The sequence below is a fragment of the Chelatococcus daeguensis genome, from assembly GCF_001887265.1.
Lineage (GTDB): Bacteria > Pseudomonadota > Alphaproteobacteria > Rhizobiales > Beijerinckiaceae > Chelatococcus_A > Chelatococcus_A sambhunathii.
Genome location: NZ_CP018095.1, coordinates 3100928 through 3126179, shown reverse-complemented (window position 1 = coordinate 3126179; position 25252 = coordinate 3100928). Strand labels below are relative to the sequence as shown.

General features: G+C 66.8%; 21 protein-coding genes. 16 read left to right on the top strand and 5 right to left on the bottom strand.

What is annotated here, in order from left to right; genetic code table 11:
• Window positions 1-130 precede the first annotated feature (130 nt).
• Entirely contained in the window at window positions 131-2302 is a 2172-nt protein-coding gene (locus BOQ54_RS14845) for a TRAP transporter permease (protein WP_055457807.1), read from the top strand.
• Window positions 2303-2312: 10 nt separating this feature from the next.
• On the opposite strand, the gene BOQ54_RS14840 is transcribed toward BOQ54_RS14845, so the two are convergent.
• Window positions 2313-2660 (bottom strand): gamma-glutamylcyclotransferase family protein, encoded by a 348-nt coding sequence (locus BOQ54_RS14840; RefSeq protein WP_071924181.1) that lies wholly within the window; start codon window positions 2658-2660, stop codon window positions 2313-2315.
• 194 nt (window positions 2661-2854) lie between these two features.
• On the opposite strand from BOQ54_RS14840, the gene BOQ54_RS14835 reads away from it, so the two are divergent.
• The 4 genes from BOQ54_RS14835 (at window position 2855) to BOQ54_RS14820 (ending at window position 8581) form a co-directional block, all read left to right on the top strand.
• Window positions 2855-3415, top strand: coding sequence for a type 1 glutamine amidotransferase domain-containing protein (locus BOQ54_RS14835; protein ID WP_071924180.1), 561 nt, complete (start codon window positions 2855-2857; stop codon window positions 3413-3415).
• A gap of 163 nt (window positions 3416-3578) precedes the next feature.
• Window positions 3579-4235, top strand: a complete 657-nt coding sequence (locus tag BOQ54_RS14830; protein ID WP_432431512.1) for a TetR/AcrR family transcriptional regulator — start codon at window positions 3579-3581, stop codon at window positions 4233-4235.
• Complete coding sequence (locus tag BOQ54_RS14825) at window positions 4232-5320, top strand: efflux RND transporter periplasmic adaptor subunit (RefSeq protein WP_055457803.1); 1089 nt, start codon at window positions 4232-4234, stop codon at window positions 5318-5320. Before BOQ54_RS14830 ends, BOQ54_RS14825 begins: the two co-directional genes overlap by 4 nt.
• Before the next feature lie 117 nt (window positions 5321-5437).
• A complete protein-coding gene (locus BOQ54_RS14820; protein ID WP_071924179.1) occupies window positions 5438-8581 on the top strand; it encodes an efflux RND transporter permease subunit in 3144 nt (1047 codons plus the stop codon).
• Between the two features lie 187 nt (window positions 8582-8768).
• Here BOQ54_RS14820 and hppD read toward each other — a convergent pair whose 3' ends face one another.
• Window positions 8769-9896 (bottom strand): 4-hydroxyphenylpyruvate dioxygenase, encoded by a 1128-nt coding sequence (gene hppD / locus BOQ54_RS14815; protein ID WP_063187015.1) that lies wholly within the window; start codon window positions 9894-9896, stop codon window positions 8769-8771.
• A gap of 119 nt (window positions 9897-10015) precedes the next feature.
• Here hppD and BOQ54_RS14810 point away from each other — a divergent pair, with 119 nt between their 5' ends.
• Together BOQ54_RS14810 and BOQ54_RS14805 are read left to right on the top strand one after the other, a co-directional pair.
• Window positions 10016-10501: an Lrp/AsnC family transcriptional regulator gene (locus BOQ54_RS14810; RefSeq protein ID WP_063187013.1), complete on the top strand. Its 486-nt coding sequence runs from the start codon at window positions 10016-10018 to the stop codon at window positions 10499-10501.
• Between the two features lie 131 nt (window positions 10502-10632).
• Window positions 10633-11448, top strand: coding sequence for a tellurite resistance TerB family protein (locus tag BOQ54_RS14805; RefSeq protein ID WP_063187012.1), 816 nt, complete (start codon window positions 10633-10635; stop codon window positions 11446-11448).
• 580 nt (window positions 11449-12028) lie between these two features.
• On the opposite strand, the gene BOQ54_RS14800 is transcribed toward BOQ54_RS14805, so the two are convergent.
• Entirely contained in the window at window positions 12029-13207 is a 1179-nt protein-coding gene (locus BOQ54_RS14800; RefSeq protein ID WP_071924178.1) for a pyridoxal phosphate-dependent aminotransferase, read from the bottom strand.
• Between the two features lie 2 nt (window positions 13208-13209).
• Window positions 13210-13500, bottom strand: coding sequence for a hypothetical protein (locus tag BOQ54_RS14795; RefSeq protein ID WP_071924177.1), 291 nt, complete (start codon window positions 13498-13500; stop codon window positions 13210-13212).
• Between the two features lie 211 nt (window positions 13501-13711).
• Here BOQ54_RS14795 and BOQ54_RS14790 point away from each other — a divergent pair, with 211 nt between their 5' ends.
• The 5 genes from BOQ54_RS14790 to denD all read left to right on the top strand — a co-directional run bounded on the left by BOQ54_RS14790 (window position 13712) and on the right by denD (window position 19002).
• Window positions 13712-15514 carry an IlvD/Edd family dehydratase gene (locus tag BOQ54_RS14790; RefSeq protein ID WP_071924176.1) on the top strand — a complete coding sequence of 601 codons (1803 nt, stop codon included), beginning with the start codon at window positions 13712-13714 and terminating at the stop codon, window positions 15512-15514.
• Between the two features lie 39 nt (window positions 15515-15553).
• Window positions 15554-16414, top strand: a complete 861-nt coding sequence (locus BOQ54_RS14785) for an isocitrate lyase/PEP mutase family protein (RefSeq protein WP_063187004.1) — start codon at window positions 15554-15556, stop codon at window positions 16412-16414.
• Window positions 16411-17094 carry a GNAT family N-acetyltransferase gene (locus BOQ54_RS14780; protein ID WP_071924175.1) on the top strand — a complete coding sequence of 228 codons (684 nt, stop codon included), beginning with the start codon at window positions 16411-16413 and terminating at the stop codon, window positions 17092-17094. The genes BOQ54_RS14785 and BOQ54_RS14780 overlap by 4 nt, the downstream gene beginning before the upstream one ends.
• A gap of 12 nt (window positions 17095-17106) precedes the next feature.
• Complete coding sequence (locus BOQ54_RS14775) at window positions 17107-17853, top strand: SDR family oxidoreductase (protein WP_071924174.1); 747 nt, start codon at window positions 17107-17109, stop codon at window positions 17851-17853.
• 168 nt (window positions 17854-18021) lie between these two features.
• A complete protein-coding gene (denD, locus tag BOQ54_RS14770) occupies window positions 18022-19002 on the top strand; it encodes a D-erythronate dehydrogenase (RefSeq protein ID WP_071924173.1) in 981 nt (326 codons plus the stop codon).
• A gap of 437 nt (window positions 19003-19439) precedes the next feature.
• Here denD and BOQ54_RS14765 read toward each other — a convergent pair whose 3' ends face one another.
• Window positions 19440-20402, bottom strand: a complete 963-nt coding sequence (locus BOQ54_RS14765; protein WP_186437991.1) for a 2-hydroxyacid dehydrogenase — start codon at window positions 20400-20402, stop codon at window positions 19440-19442.
• A 350-nt stretch (window positions 20403-20752) separates the two neighbouring features.
• On the opposite strand from BOQ54_RS14765, the gene BOQ54_RS14760 reads away from it, so the two are divergent.
• From BOQ54_RS14760 to BOQ54_RS14745, 4 genes are all read left to right on the top strand, one after another.
• Entirely contained in the window at window positions 20753-21817 is a 1065-nt protein-coding gene (locus BOQ54_RS14760; protein ID WP_055457791.1) for an ABC transporter ATP-binding protein, read from the top strand.
• Between the two features lie 115 nt (window positions 21818-21932).
• Complete coding sequence (locus BOQ54_RS14755) at window positions 21933-23249, top strand: ABC transporter substrate-binding protein (protein WP_055457790.1); 1317 nt, start codon at window positions 21933-21935, stop codon at window positions 23247-23249.
• A gap of 105 nt (window positions 23250-23354) precedes the next feature.
• A complete protein-coding gene (locus BOQ54_RS14750; RefSeq protein WP_055457789.1) occupies window positions 23355-24302 on the top strand; it encodes a carbohydrate ABC transporter permease in 948 nt (315 codons plus the stop codon).
• Window positions 24303-24313: 11 nt separating this feature from the next.
• Window positions 24314-25216: a carbohydrate ABC transporter permease gene (locus BOQ54_RS14745; protein WP_055457788.1), complete on the top strand. Its 903-nt coding sequence runs from the start codon at window positions 24314-24316 to the stop codon at window positions 25214-25216.
• Window positions 25217-25252: the final 36 nt, after the last annotated feature.

Sequence of the window (25252 nt, the reverse complement as noted above, 5' to 3'; positions counted from 1 at the left end):
TGGAGAGGCAGTAGGCAATCGGCCGTCGGCAGTCGGGATCCCGGCCGCCGAGGCGCGATTGCCTGCTGCCAAGCCTTTTGGGGCAGACAGCCCCGACGACTGCCGACTGCCCATTGCCGTGTCCCTGACAATGACCAATGCAAATCTTCACACGGTGACCGAGAGCCGGTCGCTCGAGGAGAAGTTCGATCCGGAGATGCGCTTCCGCCCGCTCCAGCCGGGCGTGGCGTGGCTGGTCGCGGGGCTGCTCTTCGCGCTGTCGTCATTCCATTACTACACGGCCGGCTTCGGCCTCCTGCGCGAGACGACGCATCGCGGCATCCACATGGCCTTCGTCGTCGGCCTCATCTTTCTCGTCTTTGCCGCCCGCAAGGTCGACCAGGACAGGCTCGCGCCCTCGCGCTGGTGGCGTCCCGGCGGCATCCCGCTTCTCGACTGGATCCTGGCCGTCGCCGCCGTCGCTGCCAGCCTCTACGTGCCGTGGATCTTCAGCGAACTCGCCTTCCGAGTCGGCAACCCGACGCCGACCGACGTCCTCATGGGCACGCTGATGATCGTCACGCTGATCGAGGCGACCCGGCGTGGCGTTGGCTGGCCCCTGCCGATCATCGCGACGGGCCTCATGGTCTATGCCTATTTCGGCCCCTCCATGCCGGGCATCTTCCAGCATCCGGGTGCCTCCTGGTCCAACATCGTCAACCACCTCTACCTGACGAGCCAAGGCATCTACGGCATCCCGCTCGGCGTCGTGGCGACCTATGTCTTCCACTACGTCCTGTTCGGGGTGCTGGCGACGCGCATCGGCCTCGGCAAGCTGTTCATCGATCTCGCCTCCTGCGTCGCCGGGCGCTTTGCCGGCGGGCCGGCGAAGATCTCGATCTTCGGATCGGCGCTCTTCGGCATGATCTCCGGCTCGTCTATCGCCAACACGGTGACGGTGGGCTCGCTCACCATTCCGGCCATGATCCGGCTCGGCTATCCGCGCCACTTCGCGGCGGCGGTGGAATCGACTGCGTCGACCGGCGGGCAGATCACGCCGCCGATCATGGGGGCTGCGGCCTTCCTCATGGTCGAGTTCCTCGGCATCGCCTATACCAGCGTCATCCTCGCCGCCGCCGTGCCTGCCTTCATGCATTTCTACGGCGTCTTCGCGCAGGTACATTTCGAGGCGAAGAAGGCCGGCCTGCGCGGCCTGACCGCGGCCGAACTGCCGAATCCGCTCAAGGTGCTGCGGGAGGGTTGGCAGACGCTGATGCCGCTCGCCGCGCTGCTCACGATCCTCTTCTCGGGCTATACACCCTATCTCGCCGCGTTCTGGGGCATCACCGCCTGCATGATCGTCGGCCTCGCGCGCGTGCCGGCGATCACCGTCGGCTATTTCGTGGCGCTCGCGATGGCGGTGGCCTTCGGCGTCGTCACGCAGCTCTGGTTCTCGGTGCCGATGGTGCTCTTCGCCATCGGACTCGGCGTCGCTGGCTGGCTGCGCGACGATCGGCACAAGGCGCTCGTCATCGACGTCGCCGACGGCTTCGTGGTGGGCGCCAAATATGCCATATCGGTGGGAGCCGCTGCCGCGACCGTCGGCATCATCATCGGCATCGTCACGCTGACGGGTGTCGGCTTCAAGATCTCTTACATCGTCACGAGCCTTGCGGCGCAGATAGGCCAAGGGGTACTCTCGGTCGTACCAGGCGAACTCCTGAGCGACAAGGGGCTCACGCTCTTCTTCACCCTCGTGCTGACCGCCATCGTCTGCATCCTGCTCGGCTGCGGCGTGCCGACGACGGCCAACTACATCATCATGGTGACGGTGGCGGCACCGACGCTCGCGCTCTTCGGCATCGAACCCGTGGTGGCCCACTTCTTCGTCTTCTACTACGGGGTACTGGCGGATGTGACGCCGCCCGTTGCCCTTGCGGCCTATGCTGGCGCCAGCATGGCGGGCGCCGACCCGTTCCGCACGGGCAACACGGCCTTTCGGCTCGCACTCGGCAAGGTGCTGGTGCCCTTCGTCTTTGTCTATGGCCCGGCTATGCTCATCGTTACACAGGGCTTCAACTGGCCGGACTTCCTGACGACGACGGCGGGCTGCCTCATCGGCATCACGCTGCTCTCAGCGGCCTTCGCCGGCTATGGCCTTGCCCCGCTCGCCGGCTGGGAGCGGTGGCTCATCGGCATCGCGGCGCTGCCCACCGTGGCGCCGGGGCTGACGAGCTCGCTCGCCGGCGTCGCCCTCGCGAGCCCGGTCGTCCTGCGCCAGATCCTTGCCATGCGGCGCGCGGCGGCGCCCGGCCTCGGCTGAGGCCGGCAGGTCAGGCCTTGACGTAGACCCAGGCCTCGCGGCCGGAGGCGAGGCGCACGAGGATGCGCCGGTAGTCCGCCACCTCGTAGGCGTCGGCGGCCGCCAGCTCGGCCTCGGTGATGGCGAAGACCTTGCCGGGGACTCGGTCGGCCGGGTCACCGGTGGGCGCGACGATGGGGTGGAAGCGGCTGCCGCTGGTGCGGACGACCTCCGGATCGGTGATCTCGACGAAGGATTGCCGGTATCCCGGCATGGCATCGTCGCTGCCGTCGAGCAGCCGGCCGAAGGAGGCGAGCTGCACGTTCTCCTGCTGCAGGGTGCCGTAGGAGAACAGGAGAACGGTGCGGCTGTCGCTCATCGGGTCGCCCTTCAGTCGAAAAATCGCGGGGCCGATACGTTAGCGCCTCGCGCCCCGCCGGCCAGTGGGTGTCGCCGCGGCAGGCTGCGACATCGTCGCGCGGGTTCCTGCGGCGCATCTCGCCCTTCGCCGCGGAACGAAGGTGGCCGCGCTTCGTTCGAAGACTGTCCCCGACAACGAAAGGGAGAAGACAGATGCAGGATATTTCCGGCAAGCGCGTCGCAATTCTCGCAACGAACGGCTTCGAGCAGTCGGAGCTCGAGGTGCCGCGCGACAAGCTGCGCCAGGCGGGTGCCGAGGTTCACGTGGTTTCGCTTAAGGCTGGCGAGATCAAGGGGTGGGACAAGAGCGACTGGGGCCGCCCGGTGCCGGTCGACAAGACCCGCGAGGAGGTCCGGCCGCAGGACTACGACGCGCTGGTGCTGCCCGGCGGGCAGATCAACCCCGACCTGCTGCGCGTCGAAACGAAGGCGCTCGCCTTCATCAGGAGCTTCTGGACCGACAAGAAGGTGATCGGTGCCATCTGCCATGCGCCGTGGCTGCTGATCGAGGCCGGCGTCATCCGCGATCGTCGCGTCACATCCTACAAGTCCATCAAGACCGACGTGATCAATGCCGGCGGCAAGTGGGAGGACAGCGAAGTGGTCACGGACCAGGGCCTCGTCACCAGCCGCAATCCCGGCGACCTCGACGCCTTCTGCGGCAAGCTCGCGGAGGAGATCCGCGAGGGCCGGCACGAGCGCCGCGCTGCGTGACCGCCGTGACCCGGACCGCACACGGGAAAGCGCCCCTCAGAGGGCGCTTTTTCCATTTCGGAGCGGACAACGTGCCGCCGCTACCATCCCGGAAGCGTCCATCAGCTTGACAGGGGCCCGGTCCCGATTCATAGGAGAATGAATGTTCATTCTCATCGGGTGAGTGTTGGGTAGCGACCTATGGGAGCGTTCGGCCGAGGGCGAGGGCAGCGCTGACAGGCGCTCGCGTATCCTCGATGCGGCCGAGCGGTGTTTCGTCCGCAGCGGCTTTCATCGCACGACGATGCAGGACGTTGCCGCCGAGGCAGGCATGAGTGCGGGCAATCTCTACCGGTACTTCCGCTCAAAGGGCGCGATCGTCGCGGGCCTGACGGAGCGGGACCGGGCGGAGATGGCCTCCGACCTGTCCGTCATCGGTGCGGGGGACGATTTCATCGCCGCCTTCCGTGAACTGGGGCGCAAGCACTTCGAGGACGAGCCGCGCGAAAGGGCGGTTCTGTGCCTCGAGATCTGGGCGGAGGCCACCCGCAACCACGAGGTGGCCGCAACGGCGCGGGAGTTCGAGCACGACCTCATCACGCGCCTGACCGACCTGATCGCCGCGGCGCAGGCAAATGGCTCGGTCTCGACGCAAAGCGAGGCGCGTGACATTGCGGTGCTGATCGCAACGCTTGCCGATGGGCTGTTCGTACGCCGGGCTCTCCTGCCGGATTTCGACGCCGAGCGGGAGGTCCGTCATGTTCTCACAATCCTTGGTGCCTTGTTGAAGGGACACATTTGTCTGTCACAAGGCGGTTGCGGCGCGGAGGCGTCCCCATGAAGGCCAGTCGAGTTCTTGCCGGCGTCATCCTGATCAGCGCCGTCGCGTGGATCGGATCGGGCGTGTTCGGCCGCGACGGCGAGCAGACCGCGGCGCTTGCACCGCAGGTCGAGAAGCAGGCGTCGGCGCTCTTTCGCGTCGCGGTGCTGCCGGCGACGGTGGAGGACCATGCGCGGCGCGTCGTCCTGTCCGGCCGGACCGAGGCGGACCGGCGCGTCAATGTGACGGCCCGCGCCGATGGCACCATCGATCAGCTCAACGTGCGACGCGGCGCGCGCGTCAAGACCGGCGACGTCCTCGCCGTCATTTCCGACGAGGCACGCGAGGCTCTGGTGGCGCAAGCCAAGGCCAAGCTCGAGCAGCGTCGCGTAGAGCTTAGGGCGCGGCTTACTTTGATCGAGCAGGGCAATCTCGCCCCGTTGCAGAAGCCGCAACTCGAGGCAGAGCTGCGTGCGGCCGAGGCCTCGCTTGCCCAGGCCGAGACGGAGCTGAGCAAGAACCAGGTGCGTGCCCCCATCGACGGCATCGTCATCGAGGTGCCGGTGGAGGCCGGCCAGCCGCTGCAGGTCGGCGCCAAGGTGGCCGAGATCATCAGCCTCGATCCCATGCTTGCCGTGGTCGAGATTGCCGAGCGCCAGCTCGGCGGCATCACAGTTGGCGATACGGCGAAGGTCAAGACGGTGAACGGCGTCGAGGCCACCGGGCGCGTGCGCTTCATCTCGGCGGCAGCAAGTCAGCAGACCCGGACCTACCGCGTCGACATCGAGCTTGCCAATGCCGATGGGCGGCTGCCCGACGGCGTGACCTGCGAGGTGGTGCTGGAGCTCGCGCCCCAGCCGGCCGCGCATGTGCCGCGCTCGGCGCTGACCTTCTCGGCCGAGGGACGGCTTGGGGTGCGCGTCGTCGGCGCTGGCGATGAGGTGGCCTTCGTGCCCGTCACGATCATCGAGGACGGGCTTGAGAAGGTGTGGCTCGGCGGCCTTCAGACCGGCCAGCGCGTCATTGTCCAGGGGCAGGATTTCGTCAAGGAAGGCCAGCGCGTGGCGCCCGTCGAGGCGCCAGCGGCAATGGTCAGCAAGGGCTGAGGCCCGCGCGACTGCCTGTATCCGGCCCGCCGGCTGGCGTTTCGGGGCCATCATGCATCTTCAATGGCCGGACGGCGCGAGCGGCCGTTCCGCCTGTAACGTTCGGGGACCGGGTCCATGGCCAATCCTGTCGATTATGCCATCTCCCACGCCAGGCTGACGCTTGCGACGCTGGCGTTCCTGCTCATCGCCGGCTTTTCAGCCTATCTGTCCATCCCGAAGGAGGCGGAGCCGGACGTCAAGGTCCCGATCATCTATGTCAGCGTCACCCAGCGCGGCATCAGCCCGCAGGATGCGGAGCGGCTCATCCTGCGGCCGCTCGAGACGCAGCTCAAGTCGGTGTCGCACGTCAAGGAGATGCGGGCGGCTTCCTACGAGGGCGGCGGCTACGTGCTGGTCGAGTTCGAGGCGGGTTTCGATTCCAATGCGGCGCTCGCCGACGTGCGTGCCAAGGTAGACGACGCCAAGAGCGACCTGCCGCGTGAGGCGGACGAGCCGAAGGTGCAGGAGGTCAATCTCTCGCTCTTTCCGGTGCTCGTGGTGGCGCTCGGAGGCAATGTGCCGGAGCGGACACTGCTGCAGCTCGCACGTCAGGCCGAGACAGCGATCGAGCAACTGCCGGGCGTGCTCTCGGCCGACCTGCGCGGCGCGCGGGACGAAGTGGTTGAAATCATCGCCGAGCCGATGCTGATGAAGAGCTACGGCATCTCGCTCGACGCGCTGGTACAATCGTTTTCCGCCGGCAATAGCCTCGTTGCTGCGGGCGCCATCGAGAGCGCGTCGGGGCGCTTCGCGGTGAAGGTGCCTTCGCTCATTGAACGGCCGGAGGATGTGCTGAAGTTCCCGGTGGCGGCGACGCCATCTGCCGTCGTCACGCTCGGCGACGTCGCCGAGGTGCGGCCGACTTTCAAGGATGCGACATCGATCACGCGCATCAACGGCAAGCCGGCCATGACGCTCGAGATCGTCAAGCGCACCGGCGCCAACCTCATCGAGACGGTGGATGCCGTCAAGCAGACGATGGCGAATCTGCAGAAGACCTGGCCGTCGACCGTGGAAGTGGCGTTCACGCAGGACAAGTCGAAAGACATCCGTACGATGCTGCACGAGCTGCAGAACAGTGTCATCACGGCCGTGCTGCTCGTCGTCATCATCATGCTCTTTGTGCTCGGCGGCCGTGCGTCGATCTTCATCGGCATCGCCATTCCGGCTTCGTTCCTCGCCGGCATCCTCGGCCTGCAGCTCGCGGGGCTGACGGTCAATATCGTCGTCCTGTTCTCGCTCATCCTCGCCGTCGGCATGCTGGTCGACGATGCGATCATCGTCTCGGAATTCGCAGAGCGGCGCATGGCCGAAGGGATGCCGGCGAAGGCGGCCTATTCGCTCGCCGCCAAGCGCATGGCCGGGCCGGTGATCGCCGCCACGGCGACGCGCGTCGCCGCCTTCTCGCCGCTGATGTTCTGGCCCGGCATCGTCGGGGAGTTCATGAAATTCCTGCCACTGACGCTGATCGCCACGCTCTCGGCGTCGCTTGCGGTCGCCCTGTTCTTCACCCCGACTCTCGGCGCCATCATGGGCCGGGCCACCGAGATCAAGGACGAGCGTGCGGCGGAAAGGGGCTTCTACATGCGCACCGTGCGCGTTGCCCTGAAACATCCCCTCGCGACGCTCGGGCTCGCGGTGCTGCTGCTGGTCGGCGTCATCCAGGCCTATGGGCGCTTCGGCAACGGCGTGGAGTTCTTCCCGGAGGTGGAGCCGGACTATGCTCTGGTGCAGGTGCGCGCGCGGGGCAATCTCTCCATCGCCGAGAAGGACAGGCTCGTGCGGCAGGTGGAGGAGACGCTGCTCGGCATGAAGGAGCTGGAGACCGTCTATGCGCGCGCCGGCGAAGGCCAGCGCGGCTCCGACGAGGTGACCGAGGACACGGTCGGTACCATCCAGTTCGAATTCGTAGATTGGCGCGAGCGGCGGCCGGCTTCCGTCATCATGGAGGAGATCCGCCAGAAGACCGCGGACATTCCGGGCGTTATCATCGAGGTGACGAAGCCCGCAGCCGGTCCGCCGACGGGCAAGCCCATCACGCTGCAGATCACCTCTCTCGATCCCGAGAAGCTGTTCCCCACGGCCGTGCGGGTGGCCGACATGCTGCGTGCCATGCCGGACACGCGCGACGTGGACGACGGGCTGCCGCTGCCGGGCATCGACTGGCGGCTCGACGTGGACAAGGCCGAGGCCGCCAAGTACGGCGCCAATCCCTCCTCCGTCGGTACGGCCGTGCAGCTTGTCACGAACGGCGTGAAGATCGCGGAATACCGGCCCGACAACACCGACAAGTCGGTCGACATCCTCGTGCGCTTTCCGGAAGACCGACGCAGCATCGACCAGCTCGACGACCTCCGGATGAACACGCCTTCGGGCTATGTCCCGATCGGCAATTTCGTCACGCGCACGCCGGACCAGAAGGTCGGCCTCATCAATCGCGTCAATGCCCAGCGCGTCGTGACGGTGACGGCCAACGTCGCCGAGGGAGTGCAGACCGCCCAGGTTCAGCAGGCGGTGATGGAGGCGCTCGGCAGGGAGAATTTCGGCGACGGCATCTCCTTCAAGATGAAGGGTGAGGACGAGGAGCGCGAGAAGGCCGGCGCCTTCCTGATGAAGGCCTTCGGCGCGGCGTTGTTCCTGATCTTCGCCATCCTGCTCGCGCAGTTCAACAAGTTCACCAGCGTCCTCCTGGTGCTGACGGCCGTCATCCTGTCGACCATCGGGGTGCTCGTCGGCCTCATGATCATGGGCCAGGCCTTCGGCGTGGTGATGACCGGCATCGGCGTCATTGCCAATGCAGGCGTCATCGTGAACAACAACATCGTGCTGATCGACACCTACGACCGGTTGAGGCGCGAAGGCTGGACGGCCTATGACGCCATCATCGAGACCTGCCGCGAGCGTGCTCGGCCGGTGGTGCTGACAGCGGTGACGGCGGTGCTCGGTGTTGCGGCGATCGCCTTCGGGGTCAACATCGACTTCGTGACGCGCGACGTCTTTGTCGGGGCGCCGTCGACGCAGTGGTGGGTGCACCTGTCGACGGCCATTGTCTTCGGCCTCGGCTTTGCAACGATCCTGACGCTCATCGTCACGCCGGCCGCCCTCATGGCCATCGCCAATCTCGCCGCCTGGCGCGACGCGCGCCGCGCCCGCCGGCGCGAGCGTAAGGCCGGACCGGCCGGTGGCGGCTCTGCGGCGGGTGCGACGCCGGCGGAATAGCCGAGACAGAACGGGGCCGGCCGGGCAGGGTGATTGCCGACAGGACCCCTCTCGTGTCGACGGTCTTGAGTCACAGCGTCATGCCCGCGCTCGTCGCGGGCATCCACGCCTGCGAGGTCGTGCAGCTTCAAGAGCGTGGATGGCCGGGACAAGCCCGGCCATGACGCTGGAAGCGTGGTTTTCGATATTATTCCGCCGCGTCCGGCACCTTCAGCACGCCGCGGCGGATCTGGTCTTCCTCGATGGATTCGAAGAGGGCGCGGAAGTTGCCCTCGCCGAAGCCTTCGTCGCCCTTGCGCTCGATGAACTCGAAGAAGATCGGCCCGAGCACCGTGCCGGAGAAGATCTGCAGGAGCACGCGCGTCATGGTGCCGCCGCGCGCGCCGACCTTCACGGCGCCCTCCCCGTCGATGAGGATGCCGTCCTTCTTCAGCCGCTCCACGTCCTCGCCGTGGCCGGGCACGCGCGCGTCCACCTTCTCGTAATAGGTCGGTGGCGGAGCGGGCATGAAGGGCAGGCCGTTTGCCTTGAGGCGCTCGACGCTCTCGTAGATGTCACGGCAGCCGCAGGCGATGTGCTGGATGCCCTCGCCCTTGTAATCCTTGAGATATTCCTCGATCTGGCTCTTGTCGTCGACGGATTCGTTGATCGGGATCCGGATCTTGCCGCAGGGGCTGGTGATGGCGCGGCTGATGAGGCCGGTCAGCTTGCCCTCGATGTTGAAGAAGCGGATCTCCTTGAAGTTGAACAGCTTCTCGTAGAAGCCGGCCCACACGTCCATGCGCCCGCGGTGCACGTTGTGGGTGAGATGGTCGATGTAATAGAGCCCGACGCCCGCGGGCTTCTTTTCGGAACTTGGCAACCGCTCGAAATCGGCCATCCAGTCGTCGCCCTTGTTGGAGACGAAATAGATGACCGAGCCGCCGATGCCTTCGATCGCCGGTGCATCGAGCGCGAGCGGTCCGCGGTCCTCGCGTACGGGCTTGGCATTGAGCGAGAGCGCGCGGTCGCGTGCAAAGGCGGGATCGACCATGCGCCAGCCCATGCCGACAGCGCAGGGGCCGTGCTCGGCTTTGAAGGCCGCAGCATAGCTCGCCGGTTCGTCATTGGCGAGATAGCAGACGTCGCCCTGGCGCCATAGCGTCACCGCCCGGCTCTTGTGCCGGGCGACAGGGGCAAAGCCCATCTTCTTGAAGAGATCGGCGAGCCTCTCAGGCTCGGGATGGGCAAACTCGACGAAGGCGAAGCCGTCGGTGCCCATGGGATTGGAAGCATCGATGACGGCCGGTCCGGCGTCATGCGGGAAGGGTCCCATGCTGTTGTCTCCTCTCTGGCTATGGAAGACAGAATGACGCATGATCGGCGCAAGGTGCTTGCAAACGGCGGCATCTAGGTCGGCAATGATGCTAGTTTGGTGCATGAAACGGAGGATGGATGCAGGAAGCGATCGCGCTCGACGGGTTTGACTGGCGTCTCCTCCACGCGTTGCAGGGCGATGCCTCGCTGACCAATGCAGGGCTTGCCGAGCGCGTCGGCCTGTCGGCCTCGCAGGTATCGCGGCGGCGCCAGAAGCTGGAGGAGGCCGGGATCATCCGCGGCTACCGGGTCGATCTCGACGGGCGCAGGCTGGGCCTCGGCGTCACGGTCTTCGTCCATGTGACGCTCAACACCCATTCGCGCGACAATGCCCGGCGCTTCCGGGATCTCGTGCGGCGCACGCCGAGCGTGCTCGAGGGCCACGCCCTGACCGGCGAGGCCGACTATCTCCTCAAGCTCGCCGTTGCGGATCTCGGCGAACTGTCGCTCGTCATCAACGATGTCCTCCTGCCGGACCCGAGCGTTGCCCGGGTGCGTTCGGAAATCGTGCTCGAGACGTTGAAGGAGGCGGCCGGACTGCCGCTGCCCGGCCTGCCCGCCTGAGGTGGGGCGGAAGGCTGGCCGGTGCGATTTGCGGCCGGGCGAAGCAGGGCTCCATCTGGCAATAGCCGCCCGGCGATCCTACCTGCCGGAAGGAGAGGGCGGCGAGCAGCGCCCGCAACAGGGAGAGAGGGATGTTCGACGCCAAGAAGCTTCTCGACGCGCTGGTCGGTTCGGCGGCTGCCGGCGGCAATACCGCCAGGCAGGGGGATGCCGGCCTCGGTAGCATGCTGAACGAAGTGCTCGGGCAGTTCACGGGCGGTGCAGGCGCAGCCGGACGCCCCGGAGCACCAGGGGTGGACGGCAACATCGCCGAGAAGGCGATGGGCTATCTCAACACGCCGCAGGGCAACATGGCGGCGAGCGCCGTCATCGGCGGCCTCGCGGGCCTGCTGATGGGCTCGAAATCCGGCCGCAAGCTCGCCGGCTCGGCCGCGAAGATCGGCGGCCTCGCACTGATCGGTGGCCTCGCCTATACCGCCTACCGCAACTGGAAGGCCGGGCAGCAGCCGGCCGCCTCGGCCGGTGCGCAAAACGGCGGAGTGCAGATGCTGCCGCCGCCGTCGCAGTCGCCCTTCAGCGTCGAGGGCGCCTCGCAGGACACGGCGCTCGTGCTGCTGAGGGCGATGATCGCCGCGGCGGCTGCGGACGGGCACGTCGATACGGTCGAGCGCGGCCGCATCATCGGCGGGCTGAAGCAGGCGGGCTTCGACATCGAGGCGACGCAGTTCCTCGACAACGAATTCGCCAATCCCGCCCCGATCACGACGCTCGCTGCCGCCGCGCGGACGCCGGAACTGGCGAGCGAGATCTACACGGCGGCGCGCCTCACGATCGAGCCGGACACCTTCGAGGAAAAGACGTTCCTGACCCAGCTCGGCGACGCGCTCGGCCTCGACAAGGCGCTCATCGCCCATATCGACGCCGCGGCGACGGCGGCGAAGGCGTAAGCCGCGGGCAGAACATGGGGCGCCGACGCGCTCGTCGAGGGGATGACGGCGTGACGCTCGCCCGGGATTGAAGGGCGTGGATGGCCGGGACAAGCCCGGCCATGACGGGCGGAGAGGTTCTGCCTCATTCCTCCTGTTCCATCTGCGTAACTGTCTCGGCCGTCATGCCCGCGCTTGTCGCGGGCATCCACGCCGTCCGTGCTCGCGCAAGGCTGAAAGGCGTGGATGGCCGGGACGAGCCCGGCCATGACGAACGGGGAAGTTGCGCCACGCTCTTCCCGCTCCCTTTGCGCAGCCGTCTCCACCGTTGTGCCCGCTCGTCGCGGGCATCCACGCCGTGACGTTCGCGCAGGGGTGAAAGGCGTGGATGGCCGGGACGAGCCCGGCCATGACGAACGGGGAGGTTGTGCCACGCTCTTCCCGTTCCATCTGCGCAGCCGTCTCCACCGTCATGCCCGCGCTTGTCGCGGGCATCCACGCCGTCCGTGCTCGCGCAAGGCTGAAAGGCGTGGATGGCCGGGACGAGCCCGGCCATGACGGGCGGGGAGGCTACGCTCTGCCGTTGAGCGAGGCAGGCTCGTCACGCCTTGCGCGAGGCGAGGAAGGCGCCCATGCGCTCGAGCGCCTTCAAGATGTTCTCGGTCGAGTTGGCATAGGACAGGCGGATGAAACCCTCGCCATGGACGCCGAAGTCCGGCCCGCCGATGACGGCGACGCCCGCCTCCTCGAGAAGGGCTGAGGCGAGCGCCTTCGCCTTCCAGCCCGTGCGCGAGACGTTCGGGAAGGCATAGAACGCGCCCTTCGGCGTGGCGCAGGAGACGTTCGGCAGCTTGTTGAGGCCCTCGACGACGACCTTCCGCCGCCGGTCGAACTCGGCCACCATCTCTCCCACGCAATCCTGCGGCCCGGTGAGGGCGGCGAGTCCCGCCCATTGCGCGGCGGCATTGACGCAGGAATAGGAATTGACCGCGAGCTTGCGCGCCGCCTCGTAGAGCGGCTTCGGCCAGACCGAGAAGCCCATGCGCCAGCCGGTCATGGCATAGGTCTTCGACCAGCCGTCAAGCAGGATCAGGCGGTCGCGGATCTCGGGATAGGCGAGCAGCGACACATGGCTCTTGCCGTCATAGGTCATCTGGCCGTAGATCTCGTCCGACATCACGGCGACGTCCGGGTGGTCGGCAAGGCCGGCGACGAGCCGGTCGATCTCGGCCTTGGGCGTGACGCCGCCGGTGGGGTTGGCGGGGGAATTGAGGATGAGGAGGCGCGTCCGCGGCGTGATCAGCGACAGGGTCTCCTCGGCGGAGAAGGCAAAGCCGTTCTCCTCGCGGATCGGCACCGGAACGGGCGTCGCCCCGGTGAACTCGATCATCGAGCGGTAGATGGGAAAGCCGGGATCGGGATAGAGGATCTCGGCCCCCGGCTCGCCGAACATGAGGATCGCCATGAACATGGTGACCTTGCCGCCGGGTACGATCAGCACCTCGTCGGGCGAGACGGAGACGCCGAGGCGGCGGTGGATGTCGGCGGCGACGCCCTCGCGCAGCGGCAGGATGCCGGTGGCCGGCGTATAGCCGTGGTGGCCGTCGCGCAGGGCCTTGACGGCCGCCTCGACGATGTGGGGCGGGGTCGGGAAATCCGGCTGGCCGATGCCGAGGTTGATGATGTCGCGCCCCTCGGCGGCGAGCGCGGTGGCGCGGGCCAGCACGGCGAAGGCGTTTTCCTCTCCTATACGCCCGAAGGCGTCGACGATCCTGAGCATTCTCACTCCCTAGATCTTCCGTTGATGTCCCGGTTGTTCATCTGCTTGCCGAGGGCGCAGGCGCGGTTGGCGCCCGTGCCCGGGGCGTTCTCGAAAGTGCATCGGCGCTCCGGTTGCGGTCCGCAGACCTTCGCGAGGTCGCGAAAGCCGACGCAGCGGCCGTCCGGGCCGCGGTAGCCGGGGCCGCCCTTGCAGCCGCAGCCGCGGCACGCCGGCCGCTCGGGACAGGCCGCCAGGACCGGACCGGCGCAGGCCAGCACGGCGACGGCGAACACCGCCGCGAACAGCCGCATGGTTCGGCCGCTGCGCCCCCTCCGATCGCTCCCCACCCCTCGCGTCCCCCGCCTGTTGCCAGCGTGAGGCAACCGAGCCCTGCCTCCAGCGCATCCGTTCAGCGATTGATTTTCCGCTGCATTTAGGGCGATGCTGGCAGGGAAATCAAACGGCTAAATCGGTTTTATAGCGCCTTGCCAAAAAGGCGTGAGACGGGAAGGACAACGCCACATGACTGCGCAATCCCGGGACAAATCGCAGCTGCGCTCGCGCCTGTGGTTCGACAATCCCGACAATCCGGGCATGACGGCGCTCTATCTCGAGCGCTACCTCAACTACGGCCTGACGCGCGAGGAACTGCAGTCGGGCAAGCCCATCATCGGCATCGCCCAGACGGGCTCGGACCTCTCGCCCTGCAACCGCCACCATCTCGATCTGGCGCACCGGGTGCGCGAGGGTATCCGTGCGGCCGGCGGCGTGGTGATGGAATTCCCCGTCCATCCCATCCAGGAGACGGGCAAGCGTCCGACCGCCTCGCTCGACCGCAACCTCGCCTATCTCGGCCTCGTCGAAGTGCTCTACGGCTATCCGCTCGACGGCGTGGTGCTGACGACGGGCTGCGACAAGACGACGCCGGCCTGCATCATGGCGGCGGCGACGGTGAACATCCCCGCCATCGTGCTCTCCGGCGGGCCGATGCTCAACGGCTGGTTCCGCGGCGAGCGCACGGGCTCCGGCACCGTGGTGTGGAAGGCGCGCGAGCTGCTTGCCGAGGGCAAGATCGACTACGAGAAGTTCATCGAGCTCGTGGCCTCCTCGGCGCCGTCCGTCGGGCACTGCAACACCATGGGCACGGCCTCGACCATGAACTCGCTGGCCGAGGCGCTCGGCATGAGCCTGCCGGGCTGTGCCGCGATCCCGGCACCCTACCGCGAGCGCGGGCAGATTGCCTACGAGACCGGCAAGCGCATCGTCGAGATGGTATGGGAAGACCTGAAGCCCTCCGACATCCTGACGCGCGAGGCCTTCGAGAACGCCATCGTGGTCAATTCGGCCATCGGCGGCTCGACCAATGCGCCGATCCACATCAATGCTATCGCCAAGCACATTGGTGTGCCGCTGAGCGTGGAGGACTGGGAGACGGTGGGGCACAAGGTGCCGCTGATCGTCGACCTGCAGCCGGCCGGCAAATATCTCGGCGAGGAATATCACCGTGCCGGCGGCGTGCCGGCGGTGGTCAACGAACTGATGAAGCATGGTCTTATCCACGAGAGCGCGCTCACGGTGAACGGCAGGACCATCGGCGAGAACTGCCGTGGGCGCGAGGCGGAGGACCGCGACGTCATCCGCAGCTTCGACAACCCGCTGATGCAGGATGCCGGCTTCATCGTGCTGAAGGGCAACCTGTTCGATTCGGCGATCATGAAGACGAGCGTGATCTCGAAGGAGTTCCGCGACCGCTACCTGTCGAATCCGAGCGACCCCGACGCCTTCGAAGGGCGGGCCATCGTCTTCGACGGGCCGGAGGATTACCACAGGCGCATCGACGATCCGGCTCTCGGCATCGACGAGCATTGCATGCTCTTCATGCGCGGCGCCGGGCCCATCGGCTATCCCGGGGCGGCTGAGGTCGTCAACATGCAGGCGCCGGATTATCTCCTCAAGAAGGGCATCACCTCGCTGCCCTGCATCGGCGACGGGCGTCAGTCCGGCACGTCGGGCTCCCCGTCGATCCTCAACGCCTCGCCGGAAGCGGCGGCGGGTGGCGGCCTGGCACTGCTCAGGACCAACGACCGGGTGCGCGTCGACCTGCGCAAGGGCACAGCCGACATCCTCATCTCCGGCGAAGAGCTTGCCGCCCGCCGGGCGGAGCTCGAGAAGAACGGCGGCTATCCCTATCCCGCCAGCCAGACGCCCTGGCAGGAGATCCAGCGCGCCATGGTCGATCAGCTCTCGGAGGGCATGGTGCTGAAACCGGCGGTGAAATATCAAAAGGTCTCCCAGACCTTCGGGGTGCCGCGCGACAACCATTGACGTCGTTCACACGGCTCGCCTTTCCCGACGGAGAGACCAGTGAGCTCCATCCACGACCGCCGCCACGCATTCCGCCGGCTGCACGAGGCCGGCGGCACCTTCGTCATGCCGAACCCGTGGGACGTGGGCACCGCACGCTTCTTGCAGAGCCTCGGCTTCAAGGCGCTCGCGACGACGAGCGCGGGCGTCGCCTTCTCGCAGGGCTTCCCGGACACCGACTGGGCCGTGCCGCGCGATGCGATGCTGGCTCATATCCGCGAGATCGTCGAAGCCGTGGACGTGCCGGTGAACGCCGATTTCGAATCGGGCTATGCGCACGAGCCGGGCGACGTCGCCAAGAATGTGCGGCTGTGCGTCGACACCGGCGTCGCGGGCCTCTCCATCGAGGACGCGACGGGAGAGCCGTCGCGTCCACTCTATGACCTCAGCCTCGCGCAGGAACGGATCGCGGCGGCGCGTGCGGCCATCGACGAGGCCGGCAAGGGCGTCGTGTTGACGGCGCGGGCGGAGTGCTGGCTCGTCGGCCATGCGGCGCCGCTCGACGAATCCATCCGCCGGCTCGTGGCTTATGCCGAGGCCGGGGCCGATTGCCTCTATGCGCCGGGCTGCAGGACGCCCGAGCAGATCCGCGCCATCGTGGAAGCCGTGGCGCCCAAGCCCGTCAACGTGCTCATTCCCGCCGGCACGACCATGGGCGTCGACGATTTTTCGGCCCTCGGCGTCAAGCGCCTCAGCGGCGGCTCGGCCTTGTGCCGGGTTGCCTGGGGCGCCTTCATGCAGGCGGCGCGCAGTGTCGCGGCGACCGGGCGCTTCGACGCGCTCGCCGAGGCCGTGCCCTTCGACGAGATCAACGGCTTCTTTCGCGACGACCTGGCGCACGGGCGGAGGCCGACGCGATGAACGCTCCGGTCATCGGCCCGGCGCGCGGCCTGCCGCCGCGGCGAGAGCACGAGGGGCGCACGGTCGTTCTCGCGCCGCTTGACGCGCGGCGGCATGCGGCCGACCTGTGGGCGGCCGTCGCCGGCCACGACAGCCTCTGGGACTACATGGCCTACGGCCCCTTCGCCGATGCGGAGGCTTTCGGCCTCTGGCTCGAGGGGCGGGCGGAGCTGAGCGACCCGTTCTATTTCACCGTGATCGACCGCGGCACGGGACGGGCCGTGGGACTCGCGACGCTGATGGAGATCCGCCCCGCCCACGGGGTCGTCGAGGTCGGTAACATCGTCTTCTCGCCGGCGCTGCAGCGCACCCCTGCGGCGACGGAGGCGATCTATCTTCTTGCGAAGCATGCCTTCGACGATCTCGGCTACCGCCGCTTCGAGTGGAAGTGCAACGCGGCCAATGCCGCCTCGCGTCGGGCAGCCGAGCGCTTCGGCTTCACCTTCGAGGGCATCTTCCGCCAGCACATGATCGTCAAGGGAAAGAACCGCGATACCGCCTGGTTCGCGATGCTCGACAGAGAGTGGCCGGCGCGCAAGGCGGCCTTCGAGGGCTGGCTGTCGCCCGACAATTTCGACGCGGCGGAGCGCCAGCGCGTCCCGCTCGCCGCTTTTCAGAAGAAATCTCAAGCGACAATCTAGGGAGTAACGCAAGTGGCTGGACGCCTATCGGGCAAGACATGTGTCGTGACGGCGGCAGGGCAGGGCATCGGCCGGGCCTGCGCCGAGGCCTTCCTGCGCGAAGGAGCCCAAGTCGTCGCGACCGATCTCGACGAGACCAAGCTCGCCGGTCTTGCGGGCGCGCGCTGCAGCAAACTCGATGTGCGCTCGACCGTTGCCGTCGAGGCGCTGGCGCGCGCCGTCGGCCCGGTGGACGTGCTGCTCAACGCGGCCGGCTATGTCCACCACGGCTCGGTGTTGGAATGCTCGGAAGAGGACTGGGATTTTTCCTTCGACCTCAACGTGAAGTCGATGCATCGCACGGTGCGCGCATTCCTGCCCGGTATGCTGGAGAAGGGCGCCGGTTCCATCGTCAACATCGCCTCGGGTGCCTCCTCCGTGCGCGGCATCCCCAACCGCTATGTCTATGGTGCCAGCAAGGCGGCGGTCGTCGGCCTCACCAAGGCGCTGGCGGCCGACTTCATCCGCAAGGGCGTGCGCGCCAACGCCATCTGCCCCGGCACCATCGAATCACCCTCGCTCGACGAGCGGATCGCGACCCTGGCGCGCGAGACCGGCCAGAGCGTGGAAGCCGTCCGGCAGGCCTTCATCGACCGCCAGCCGATGGGCCGGCTCGGCAAGCCGGAAGAGATCGCCGCTCTCGCAGTCTATCTCGCCTCCGACGAGTCGGCCTTCACGACGGGCCAGATCCATCTCGCCGACGGCGGCTTCGCGCTCTGAACGACGATTGGTCTAACGGGGCGAGCGCATCCCGTTCCCTCTCCGAGGGTAGGGAGGGGGTGGTGCAGCATGCAGGGCTTCATGGCTCTTGCGTCGCGACCGCACCCCAACTCTCCCCGCAAGGGGGAGGGGCTCCGTCCCTACCGCAATGCAAAGGAACCCCAGGTCATGCATATCCTCATCATCGGCGCGGCGGGCATGGTCGGCCGCAAGCTCACGGAACGGCTGGTCCGAGACGGAGCGCTCGGCGGCAAGACGATCACGCGCGCCACGCTGCACGACATCGTGGAGCCGCCCGTCCCGGCGGGTGCGCCTTTCGCCGTGAAGACGCTCGCCTCCGATTTCTCTCAGCCGGGCGAAGCCGAGAAGCTGGTGGCCGAGCGACCGGATGTCATCTTCCATCTCGCGGCCATCGTCTCCGGCGAGGCGGAGGCGGATTTCGACAAGGGCTACCGCATCAATCTCGACGGCACGCGTTATCTCTTCGACGCGGTGCGCGCGATCGAGGGCTATGTGCCGCGCCTCGTCTTCACCTCCTCGATCGCGGTGTTCGGCGCGCCCTTCCCCGACGCGATCGGCGACGAGTTCTTCACCACGCCGCTGACGAGCTACGGCGCGCAGAAGGCGATCGGCGAACTGCTCCTTGCGGATTACACCCGCCGTGGCTTCTTCGACGGCATCGGCATCCGCCTACCGACGATCTGCGTCAGGCCGGGCAAGCCGAACAAGGCGGCGTCGGGCTTCTTCTCCAACATCATTCGCGAGCCGCTGTCCGGTATCGAGGCGGTGCTGCCCGTGGGCGAGGACGTGCGCCACTGGCACGCGAGCCCGCGTTCGGCCGTCGGCTTCCTCATCCACGCCGCGACCATCGAGGGCGAAAAGGTGGGGCCGCGTCGCAACCTCACCATGCCGGGCCTCTCCGTGACCGTGGGCGAGCAACTCGAGGCGCTGCGGCGCATCGCCGGCGACAAGGGGGTGGCGCTGGTCAGGCACGAGCCGGATCCGGGCATCATGAAGATTGTCGCTGGCTGGCCGCGCAACTTCGATGCCAGCCGCGCCCTCTCCCTCGGCTTCAAGGCGGAGGCGTCCTTCGACGACATCATCCGCGTGCATATCGAGGATGAGCTCGGTGGCAAACTGGGGGTGTGACGGGAAGGAGCACGCAAGCTGACATTCTTCGATGTGGTCAGGCCCGCGCTGGCCGCCGGCACCCACGTCTTTGCCGGCTGAGTAACGTCAACGGCGAAGATGGCCGGGATAGGCCCGGCCAAGACGTGGGGAGACGGTGGCATTTTATCTCAACCGAACAGCCGTGGGGCATCAAGCGCCCGTGGCGGGCGAGGAAGGTCTGACTCGAACGCCCCCGGTCGCGCCTTCCCCCACGAAGCGGTGGGGAGGGGCGGGGCGATGCCGCAGGCCGGCGGTCGCCGATTGAAAGTTGGGAGAGAGCGTTGCTGGTCGGGGATTGCCGGCATGCTCGTGACGAACGTCGGCGCCCCCCATCCCTAGCCCCTCCCCGCCGCAAGCGGGGGGGAGGGGGACAGGGCCCTCTGGCGGCTGCGCTGCTTGATGAGTTCGGCTGCGTGTCACTTCCGCGGCCAGGGCGTCTCGGCCACGGGCGTCTTCGGGCCCTTGCCCTCGAACCAGGACACGAGGTTGTCGACGACGAGCCGGCCCATGGCGTTGCGCGTGTAGACCGAGGCCGAGCCGACGTGGGGCAGCAGCACCACGTGGTCCATGGCGATGAGCTCGGCCGGGACGCGCGGCTCGTCCTCGAAAACGTCGAGGCCGGCGGTGAGGATCTTGCGGTCGCGCAGAGCGGCGATCAGCGCCTTCTCGTCGACAACACTGCCGCGCCCGACATTGATGAGGATTCCGTCCGGGCCGAGTGCCGTGAGCACATCGGCGTTCACGATATGATGCGTCGCCGCCCCGCCCGGCGCGACCACCATCAGCACGTCCACGTCGCGTGCCATGGCGAGGAGGTTGTCGTAGTAGCGGTAGGGCACGTCGGCCTGGCGGCTGCGGCCGTGGTAGGCGATGTCAAGGCCGAAGGCGGCGCAACGCTCGGCGATGGCCTTGCCGATGCGGCCGAGGCCGAGGATGCCGACCTTGCGCTCGCGCAGCGTGGCGGTGAGCGGATAGGGCTTCTCCAGCCACTTGCCGGCGCGCAGATAACGGTCCACCTGCGGAATCTGGCGCACGGTGGCGAGAAGCAGACCGAGTGCGAGGTCCGCCACCTCGTCCGTGAGCACGTCTGGCGTGTTGGTGACGATGACGCCACGCTCGGCTGCCGCCTTCACGTCGATGCCGTCATAGCCGACGCCGAAATTGGCGATGATCTCGAGCGCCGGTAGCTTCTCGATCAGTGCCCTGTCGGCCTTGCCGGCGCCACCGGCCGCGACACCGCGGATGCGCGGGCCTACCTCGCGGAAGAAGGCTGACTCGTCCGCGACCTGGGCGAGCTTGTGCAAGGTGAAGTGCTGCGTCAGTCCATCCTCGATGAGAGGCATGATGGGGCGGACGAGGAGAATGTCGGGCTTGCTCACGGGCGCGTTTCCCTGGCTGTCGTTCGGTTTCGTCGGGCTTAAGCGTTTAAACGATTGAATTCAAGTTGAGACGCGGCTAGCGTTAGGTGAACAAGGATGCCGCCGACGCGGCACGCCAAGAATTGCCGGATACCGGCGATGGGGGGAACAGCCTTCGCGGGCCCAGGGGAGGGGACAGCGTGCGCAACCGGTGCGCGTCATCTCAGCTTTTCGCGATGAGCGGGTTTTCGTCTTGCGTAGCGATTGCGTTTGACGAACGATCTCGCGTGTCCTGATGCCTTCCGTGGAAGGCATCGGGGAAAGTGGTGATGCGGCCGGTGGCGCCGCTCGAACAGGGACGGTCGACTTAAATGGCATCGGTTGAAATTCGAGACGTGCGCAAGGCGTTTGGCGCGACCCAGGTCATCCACGGCGTGTCGATCGACATCGTGGACGGCGAGTTCGTGATTCTCGTCGGCCCTTCCGGATGCGGCAAGTCGACCCTGCTGCGGATGGTGGCCGGCCTCGAGAACGTGACCGGCGGCGAAATCCGCATTGGCGAACGCGTCGTGAACGATGTGCCGCCGAAGGAGCGGGACATCGCCATGGTTTTCCAGAACTACGCGCTCTATCCGCACATGACGGTGGCGGATAACATGGCCTTCTCGCTCAAGCTGCGGAACGCACCCAAGAGCGAGATCGAGGCCCGTGTCAAGAAGGCGGCCGACATCCTCGGCCTCGGCCATCTGCTTGACCGCTATCCGCGCCAGCTCTCGGGCGGCCAGCGCCAGCGCGTCGCCATGGGCCGCGCCATCGTACGCGACCCGCAGGTCTTCCTTTTTGACGAGCCGCTGTCGAACCTCGATGCCAAGCTGCGTGTGCAGATGCGCACCGAGATCAAGGAACTGCACCAGCGCCTGAAGACCACGACGGTCTACGTCACGCATGACCAGATCGAGGCCATGACCATGGCCGACAAGATCGTTGTCATGCACGACGGCATCGTCGAGCAGATGGGCGCGCCGCTCGAGCTCTACGACAGGCCCGCCAACATGTTCGTCGCCGGCTTCATCGGCTCGCCGGCCATGAACTTCATCAAGGGCAGCATCACGGCTAACGGCAAGGCGGTCTTCAGGACAGAGGGCGGCCTCGAGCTGCCGCTGGCTACGGCGCCGGCCGGTGCAGACGGGCGTCCGGCCGTCTATGGCATCCGGCCAGAGCATTTCGTTATTGACGAGGCGAACGGCATCCCGGCCGAGGTCGTCGTCGTCGAACCGACGGGCTCGGAGACCCAGGTCTTCGCCAAACTCGGCGGGCAGGACATTGTCGGCGTCTTCCGCGAGCGCGTCACCGTCGGCCCGGGCGACACCATCCCGCTCACGCCCAATCCCGCGCTCGTTCACCTGTTCGACGCGCAGACGGGTCAGCGCCTGTAAGGCTTCGGCCGCGGCCTTGCGGCCGCGGCTGCATGGCGGTGTCTTCATGCAGAATGGCCAAGGGACGGCCGCACCGCGCCCATGAGTTGCGTCCCATCATATCGGAGGATTGCCCATGACCATTTCGAGACGCGATCTGCTTCTCGGCAGCGCCGGCCTTGCCGCCGGCGCTGCCGGCATGTCCATGCTCGGCTCCGTGCCGGCCCGTGCCCAGTCCGCCATGAAGTTCACGCCCGAGCAGGGCGCCTCATTGCGGGTGTTGCGCTGGTCACCCTTCGTCAAGGGCGACGAGGACGCTTGGCTCGCCAATACCAAGAAATTCACGGAAGCCACCGGCGTCGAGGTGCGCATCGACAAGGAGAGCTGGGAAGACATCCGGCCGAAGGCGGCGGTCGCGGCCAATGTCGGCTCCGGGCCGGATGTCATGTGGGTGTGGTTCGACGACGCGCACCAGTATCCCGACAAGCTCCTCGACGTGACCGACCTTGCCAACGACCTCGGCTCGCGCTACGGCGGCTGGTACGCTGGCCCCGAGGGCTATGCCAAGCGCGACGGGCGGTTTATCGGCCTGCCGCTCGCCACCATCGGCAACGCCCTGTGCTATCGCGATAGCTGGGTTAAGGAAGCTGGCTTCAGCGAGTTTCCGAAGGACACCAAGGGCTTCCTCGAGCTCTGCAAGGCACTGAAGGCCAAGGGCCACCCGGCGGGCTTCCCGCACGGCAAGGCCGTTGGCGACGGCAACAACTACGCCCACTGGCTGCTGTGGAGCCATGGCGGCAAGATGGTCGACGAGAACGGCAAAGTCGTCATCAACAGCCCGGAGACGATCGAGGCGCTGAAATATGCCCGCGAGCTCTACCAGACCTTCATCCCCGGCACGGAGAGCTGGCTCGACGTCAACAACAACCGCGCGTTCCTCGCGGGCGAGATCTCGGTGACGGCGAACGGCGTGTCGCTCTACTACGCCGCCAAGAACGATCCGAAACTCGCCGAGATGGCGGCGGACATCAAGACGACCAACCTGCCGATCGGACCGGTTGGCCAGTCTGTCGAGCTGCACCAGACGACGACGGCGGTGATCTTCAAGTACACGAAGTTCCCGCAGGCGGCGCAGGCCTATCTGCAGTTCATGTTCGAGGCCGACCAGATGAACAACTGGATCCAGGGCTCGAGCGCCTATTGCTGCCAGACCTTGAAGGCCTTCGCCAGCAATCCGGTGTGGACGTCGGATCCGGTGCACGCGCCCTATGCCAAGGCCTCCGAGACGCTGCGCCCGAACGGTTATGCCGGGCCGCTCGGCTATGCTTCGGCAGCGGTCATGGCGGATTACGTGCTCGTCGACATGTTCGCCGAGGCAGCGACCGGCCAGCGCACGCCGGAAGATGCGGCCAAGCGCGCCGAGCAGCGCGCCAACCGCTACTACCGCGTCTGATCGATCACGAGGCGGCGGCGCCGCCGCCGCCTCCTCAAGGCCGCCGCGGCCCGTCAAACCCGGCCGCGTGGCGGTCTCGTTCACTGTGAAACCGGAGAGCGGCGTATGTCCGTCAGTGCCGATTCGATCCCGGCCGCCCCCTCATCGCGCTGGAGCCTGTCGCGGCTTGCGCACGACCATAATGTCCTCGGCGTCCTGTTCCTGTTGCCAGCGGCCGCGTTCCTGCTGGTCTTCCTCACCTATCCCCTCGGCCTCGGTGTCTGGCTGGGGTTCACAGACACGCGCATCGGCCGCTCGGGCATCTTCGTCGGGCTGGAGAATTACCAGCTCTTGTGGGAAGACCACATCTTCTGGCTGTCGGTGTTCAACACCATCCTGTACACCACCGTCGCCTCGGTGCTGAAATTCGGGCTCGGCCTGTGGCTTGCCCTGCTTCTCAACGAGCGCCTGCCGTTCAAGGCCTTCTTCCGCGCCATCGTGCTGCTGCCTTGGGTCGTGCCGACCGTGCTGTCGGCGATCGCCTTCTGGTGGATCTACGACGCGCAGTTCTCCATCATCTCCTGGGCGCTAATCAAGATCGGCCTGATCGATTCCAACATCAACTTCCTTGGCGACGCGACGAATGCGCGGGCCTCGGTGATCGCAGCCAATGTCTGGCGCGGCATTCCCTTCGTCGCCATCTCGCTGCTCGCGGGCCTGCAGACCATTCCGCCTTCGCTGCACGAGGCGGCGACGCTGGACGGGGCAACATCATGGCAGCGCTTCCGCCACATCACGCTGCCCATGCTGACGCCGATCATCGCCGTTGTGATGACCTTCTCGGTGCTGTTCACGTTCACCGACTTCCAGCTCATCTACGTGCTGACGCGCGGCGGGCCGCTCAATGCGACACATCTCATGGCAACGCTGAGCTTCCAGCGGGCCATTCCCGGTGGGCAGCTGGGCGAGGGCGCGGCTATCGCGGTCGCCATGATTCCATTCCTGCTTGCCGCCATCCTGTTCAGCTATTTCGGCCTGCAACGCCGCCGCTGGCAGCAGGGCGGGGCCGATTGAGGGAGACATCGATGAGCGCTCCAACCCACACGGCGCCCCGCGAGGCCCTCGTTGGCGACGAGGGCGGGATGGGCTATCTCGAGCGCCTGCCGCGGCGACTCGTGACCGTCTACCTGCCCCTTCTCGTCTTCCTCTTCGTCTTGCTGTTCCCGTTCTACTGGATGGCGATCACCTCCATCAAACCGAATGCCCAGCTGACGGACTACAACAACTACAGCCCCTTCTGGGTGGTCGACCCGACGCTCGACCACATTCGCTACCTCCTGTTCGAGACCTCCTATCCGGGCTGGCTGGTTAACACGATGATCGTCGCGGTGGCGGCGACCTTCGTGTCGCTCGTCACCTCGGTGTTCGCGGCCTATGCCATCGAGCGGCTGCGCTTCACGGGCTCGCGCTTCGTCGGCCTCGCCATCTTCCTCGCCTATCTGGTGCCGCCGTCGATCCTGTTCATTCCGCTGGCCCTGATGGTGTTCAACTTCGGCATATACGACAGCAAGCTGGCGCTCATCTTCACCTATCCGACCTTCCTCGTACCGTTCTGCACGTGGCTGCTGATGGGCTATTTCCGCTCCATCCCCTACGAGCTCGAGGAATGCGCGCTGATCGACGGCGCCTCGCGCTGGCAGATCCTCGTCAAGGTGTTGCTGCCGTTGTCGGTGCCGGGCTTGATCTCGGCCGGCATCTTCGCCTTTACGCTGTCGTGGAACGAGTTCATCTACGCGCTCACCTTCATCGCCTCGTCGGAGAACAAGACGGTGCCGGTCGGCGTGCTGACGGAGCTGGTGCGCTCGGACGTCTATGAATGGGGGTCGCTGATGGCCGGGGCGCTCATCGGCTCCCTGCCGGTGGTCATCCTCTATTCCTTCTTCGTCGAGCACTACGTCTCGTCGATGACCGGCGCGGTGAAGGAATAGGGCCGGCTGGCCTGGTCATCATGCCCGCGCTCGTCG

What these genes read in the sequence shown, in the direction of transcription:
- BOQ54_RS14845 (WP_055457807.1), top strand. Translation starts at nt 131, where the DNA reads ATGACCAATGCAAATCTTCACACGGTGACCGAGAGCCGGTCGCTCGAG.
- BOQ54_RS14835 (WP_071924180.1), top strand. Translation starts at nt 2,855, where the DNA reads ATGCAGGATATTTCCGGCAAGCGCGTCGCAATTCTCGCAACGAACGGC.
- denD (WP_071924173.1), top strand. Translation starts at nt 18,022, where the DNA reads ATGCATATCCTCATCATCGGCGCGGCGGGCATGGTCGGCCGCAAGCTC.
- BOQ54_RS14800 (WP_071924178.1), bottom strand. Translation starts at nt 13,207, where the DNA reads ATGCTCAGGATCGTCGACGCCTTCGGGCGTATAGGAGAGGAAAACGCC.
- BOQ54_RS14825 (WP_055457803.1), top strand. Translation starts at nt 4,232, where the DNA reads ATGAAGGCCAGTCGAGTTCTTGCCGGCGTCATCCTGATCAGCGCCGTC.
- BOQ54_RS14795 (WP_071924177.1), bottom strand. Translation starts at nt 13,500, where the DNA reads ATGCGGCTGTTCGCGGCGGTGTTCGCCGTCGCCGTGCTGGCCTGCGCC.
- BOQ54_RS14790 (WP_071924176.1), top strand. Translation starts at nt 13,712, where the DNA reads ATGACTGCGCAATCCCGGGACAAATCGCAGCTGCGCTCGCGCCTGTGG.
- BOQ54_RS14840 (WP_071924181.1), bottom strand. Translation starts at nt 2,660, where the DNA reads ATGAGCGACAGCCGCACCGTTCTCCTGTTCTCCTACGGCACCCTGCAG.
- hppD (WP_063187015.1), bottom strand. Translation starts at nt 9,896, where the DNA reads ATGGGACCCTTCCCGCATGACGCCGGACCGGCCGTCATCGATGCTTCC.
- BOQ54_RS14750 (WP_055457789.1), top strand. Translation starts at nt 23,355, where the DNA reads ATGTCCGTCAGTGCCGATTCGATCCCGGCCGCCCCCTCATCGCGCTGG.
- BOQ54_RS14755 (WP_055457790.1), top strand. Translation starts at nt 21,933, where the DNA reads ATGACCATTTCGAGACGCGATCTGCTTCTCGGCAGCGCCGGCCTTGCC.
- BOQ54_RS14810 (WP_063187013.1), top strand. Translation starts at nt 10,016, where the DNA reads ATGCAGGAAGCGATCGCGCTCGACGGGTTTGACTGGCGTCTCCTCCAC.
- BOQ54_RS14805 (WP_063187012.1), top strand. Translation starts at nt 10,633, where the DNA reads ATGTTCGACGCCAAGAAGCTTCTCGACGCGCTGGTCGGTTCGGCGGCT.
- BOQ54_RS14780 (WP_071924175.1), top strand. Translation starts at nt 16,411, where the DNA reads ATGAACGCTCCGGTCATCGGCCCGGCGCGCGGCCTGCCGCCGCGGCGA.
- BOQ54_RS14820 (WP_071924179.1), top strand. Translation starts at nt 5,438, where the DNA reads ATGGCCAATCCTGTCGATTATGCCATCTCCCACGCCAGGCTGACGCTT.
- BOQ54_RS14760 (WP_055457791.1), top strand. Translation starts at nt 20,753, where the DNA reads ATGGCATCGGTTGAAATTCGAGACGTGCGCAAGGCGTTTGGCGCGACC.
- BOQ54_RS14745 (WP_055457788.1), top strand. Translation starts at nt 24,314, where the DNA reads ATGAGCGCTCCAACCCACACGGCGCCCCGCGAGGCCCTCGTTGGCGAC.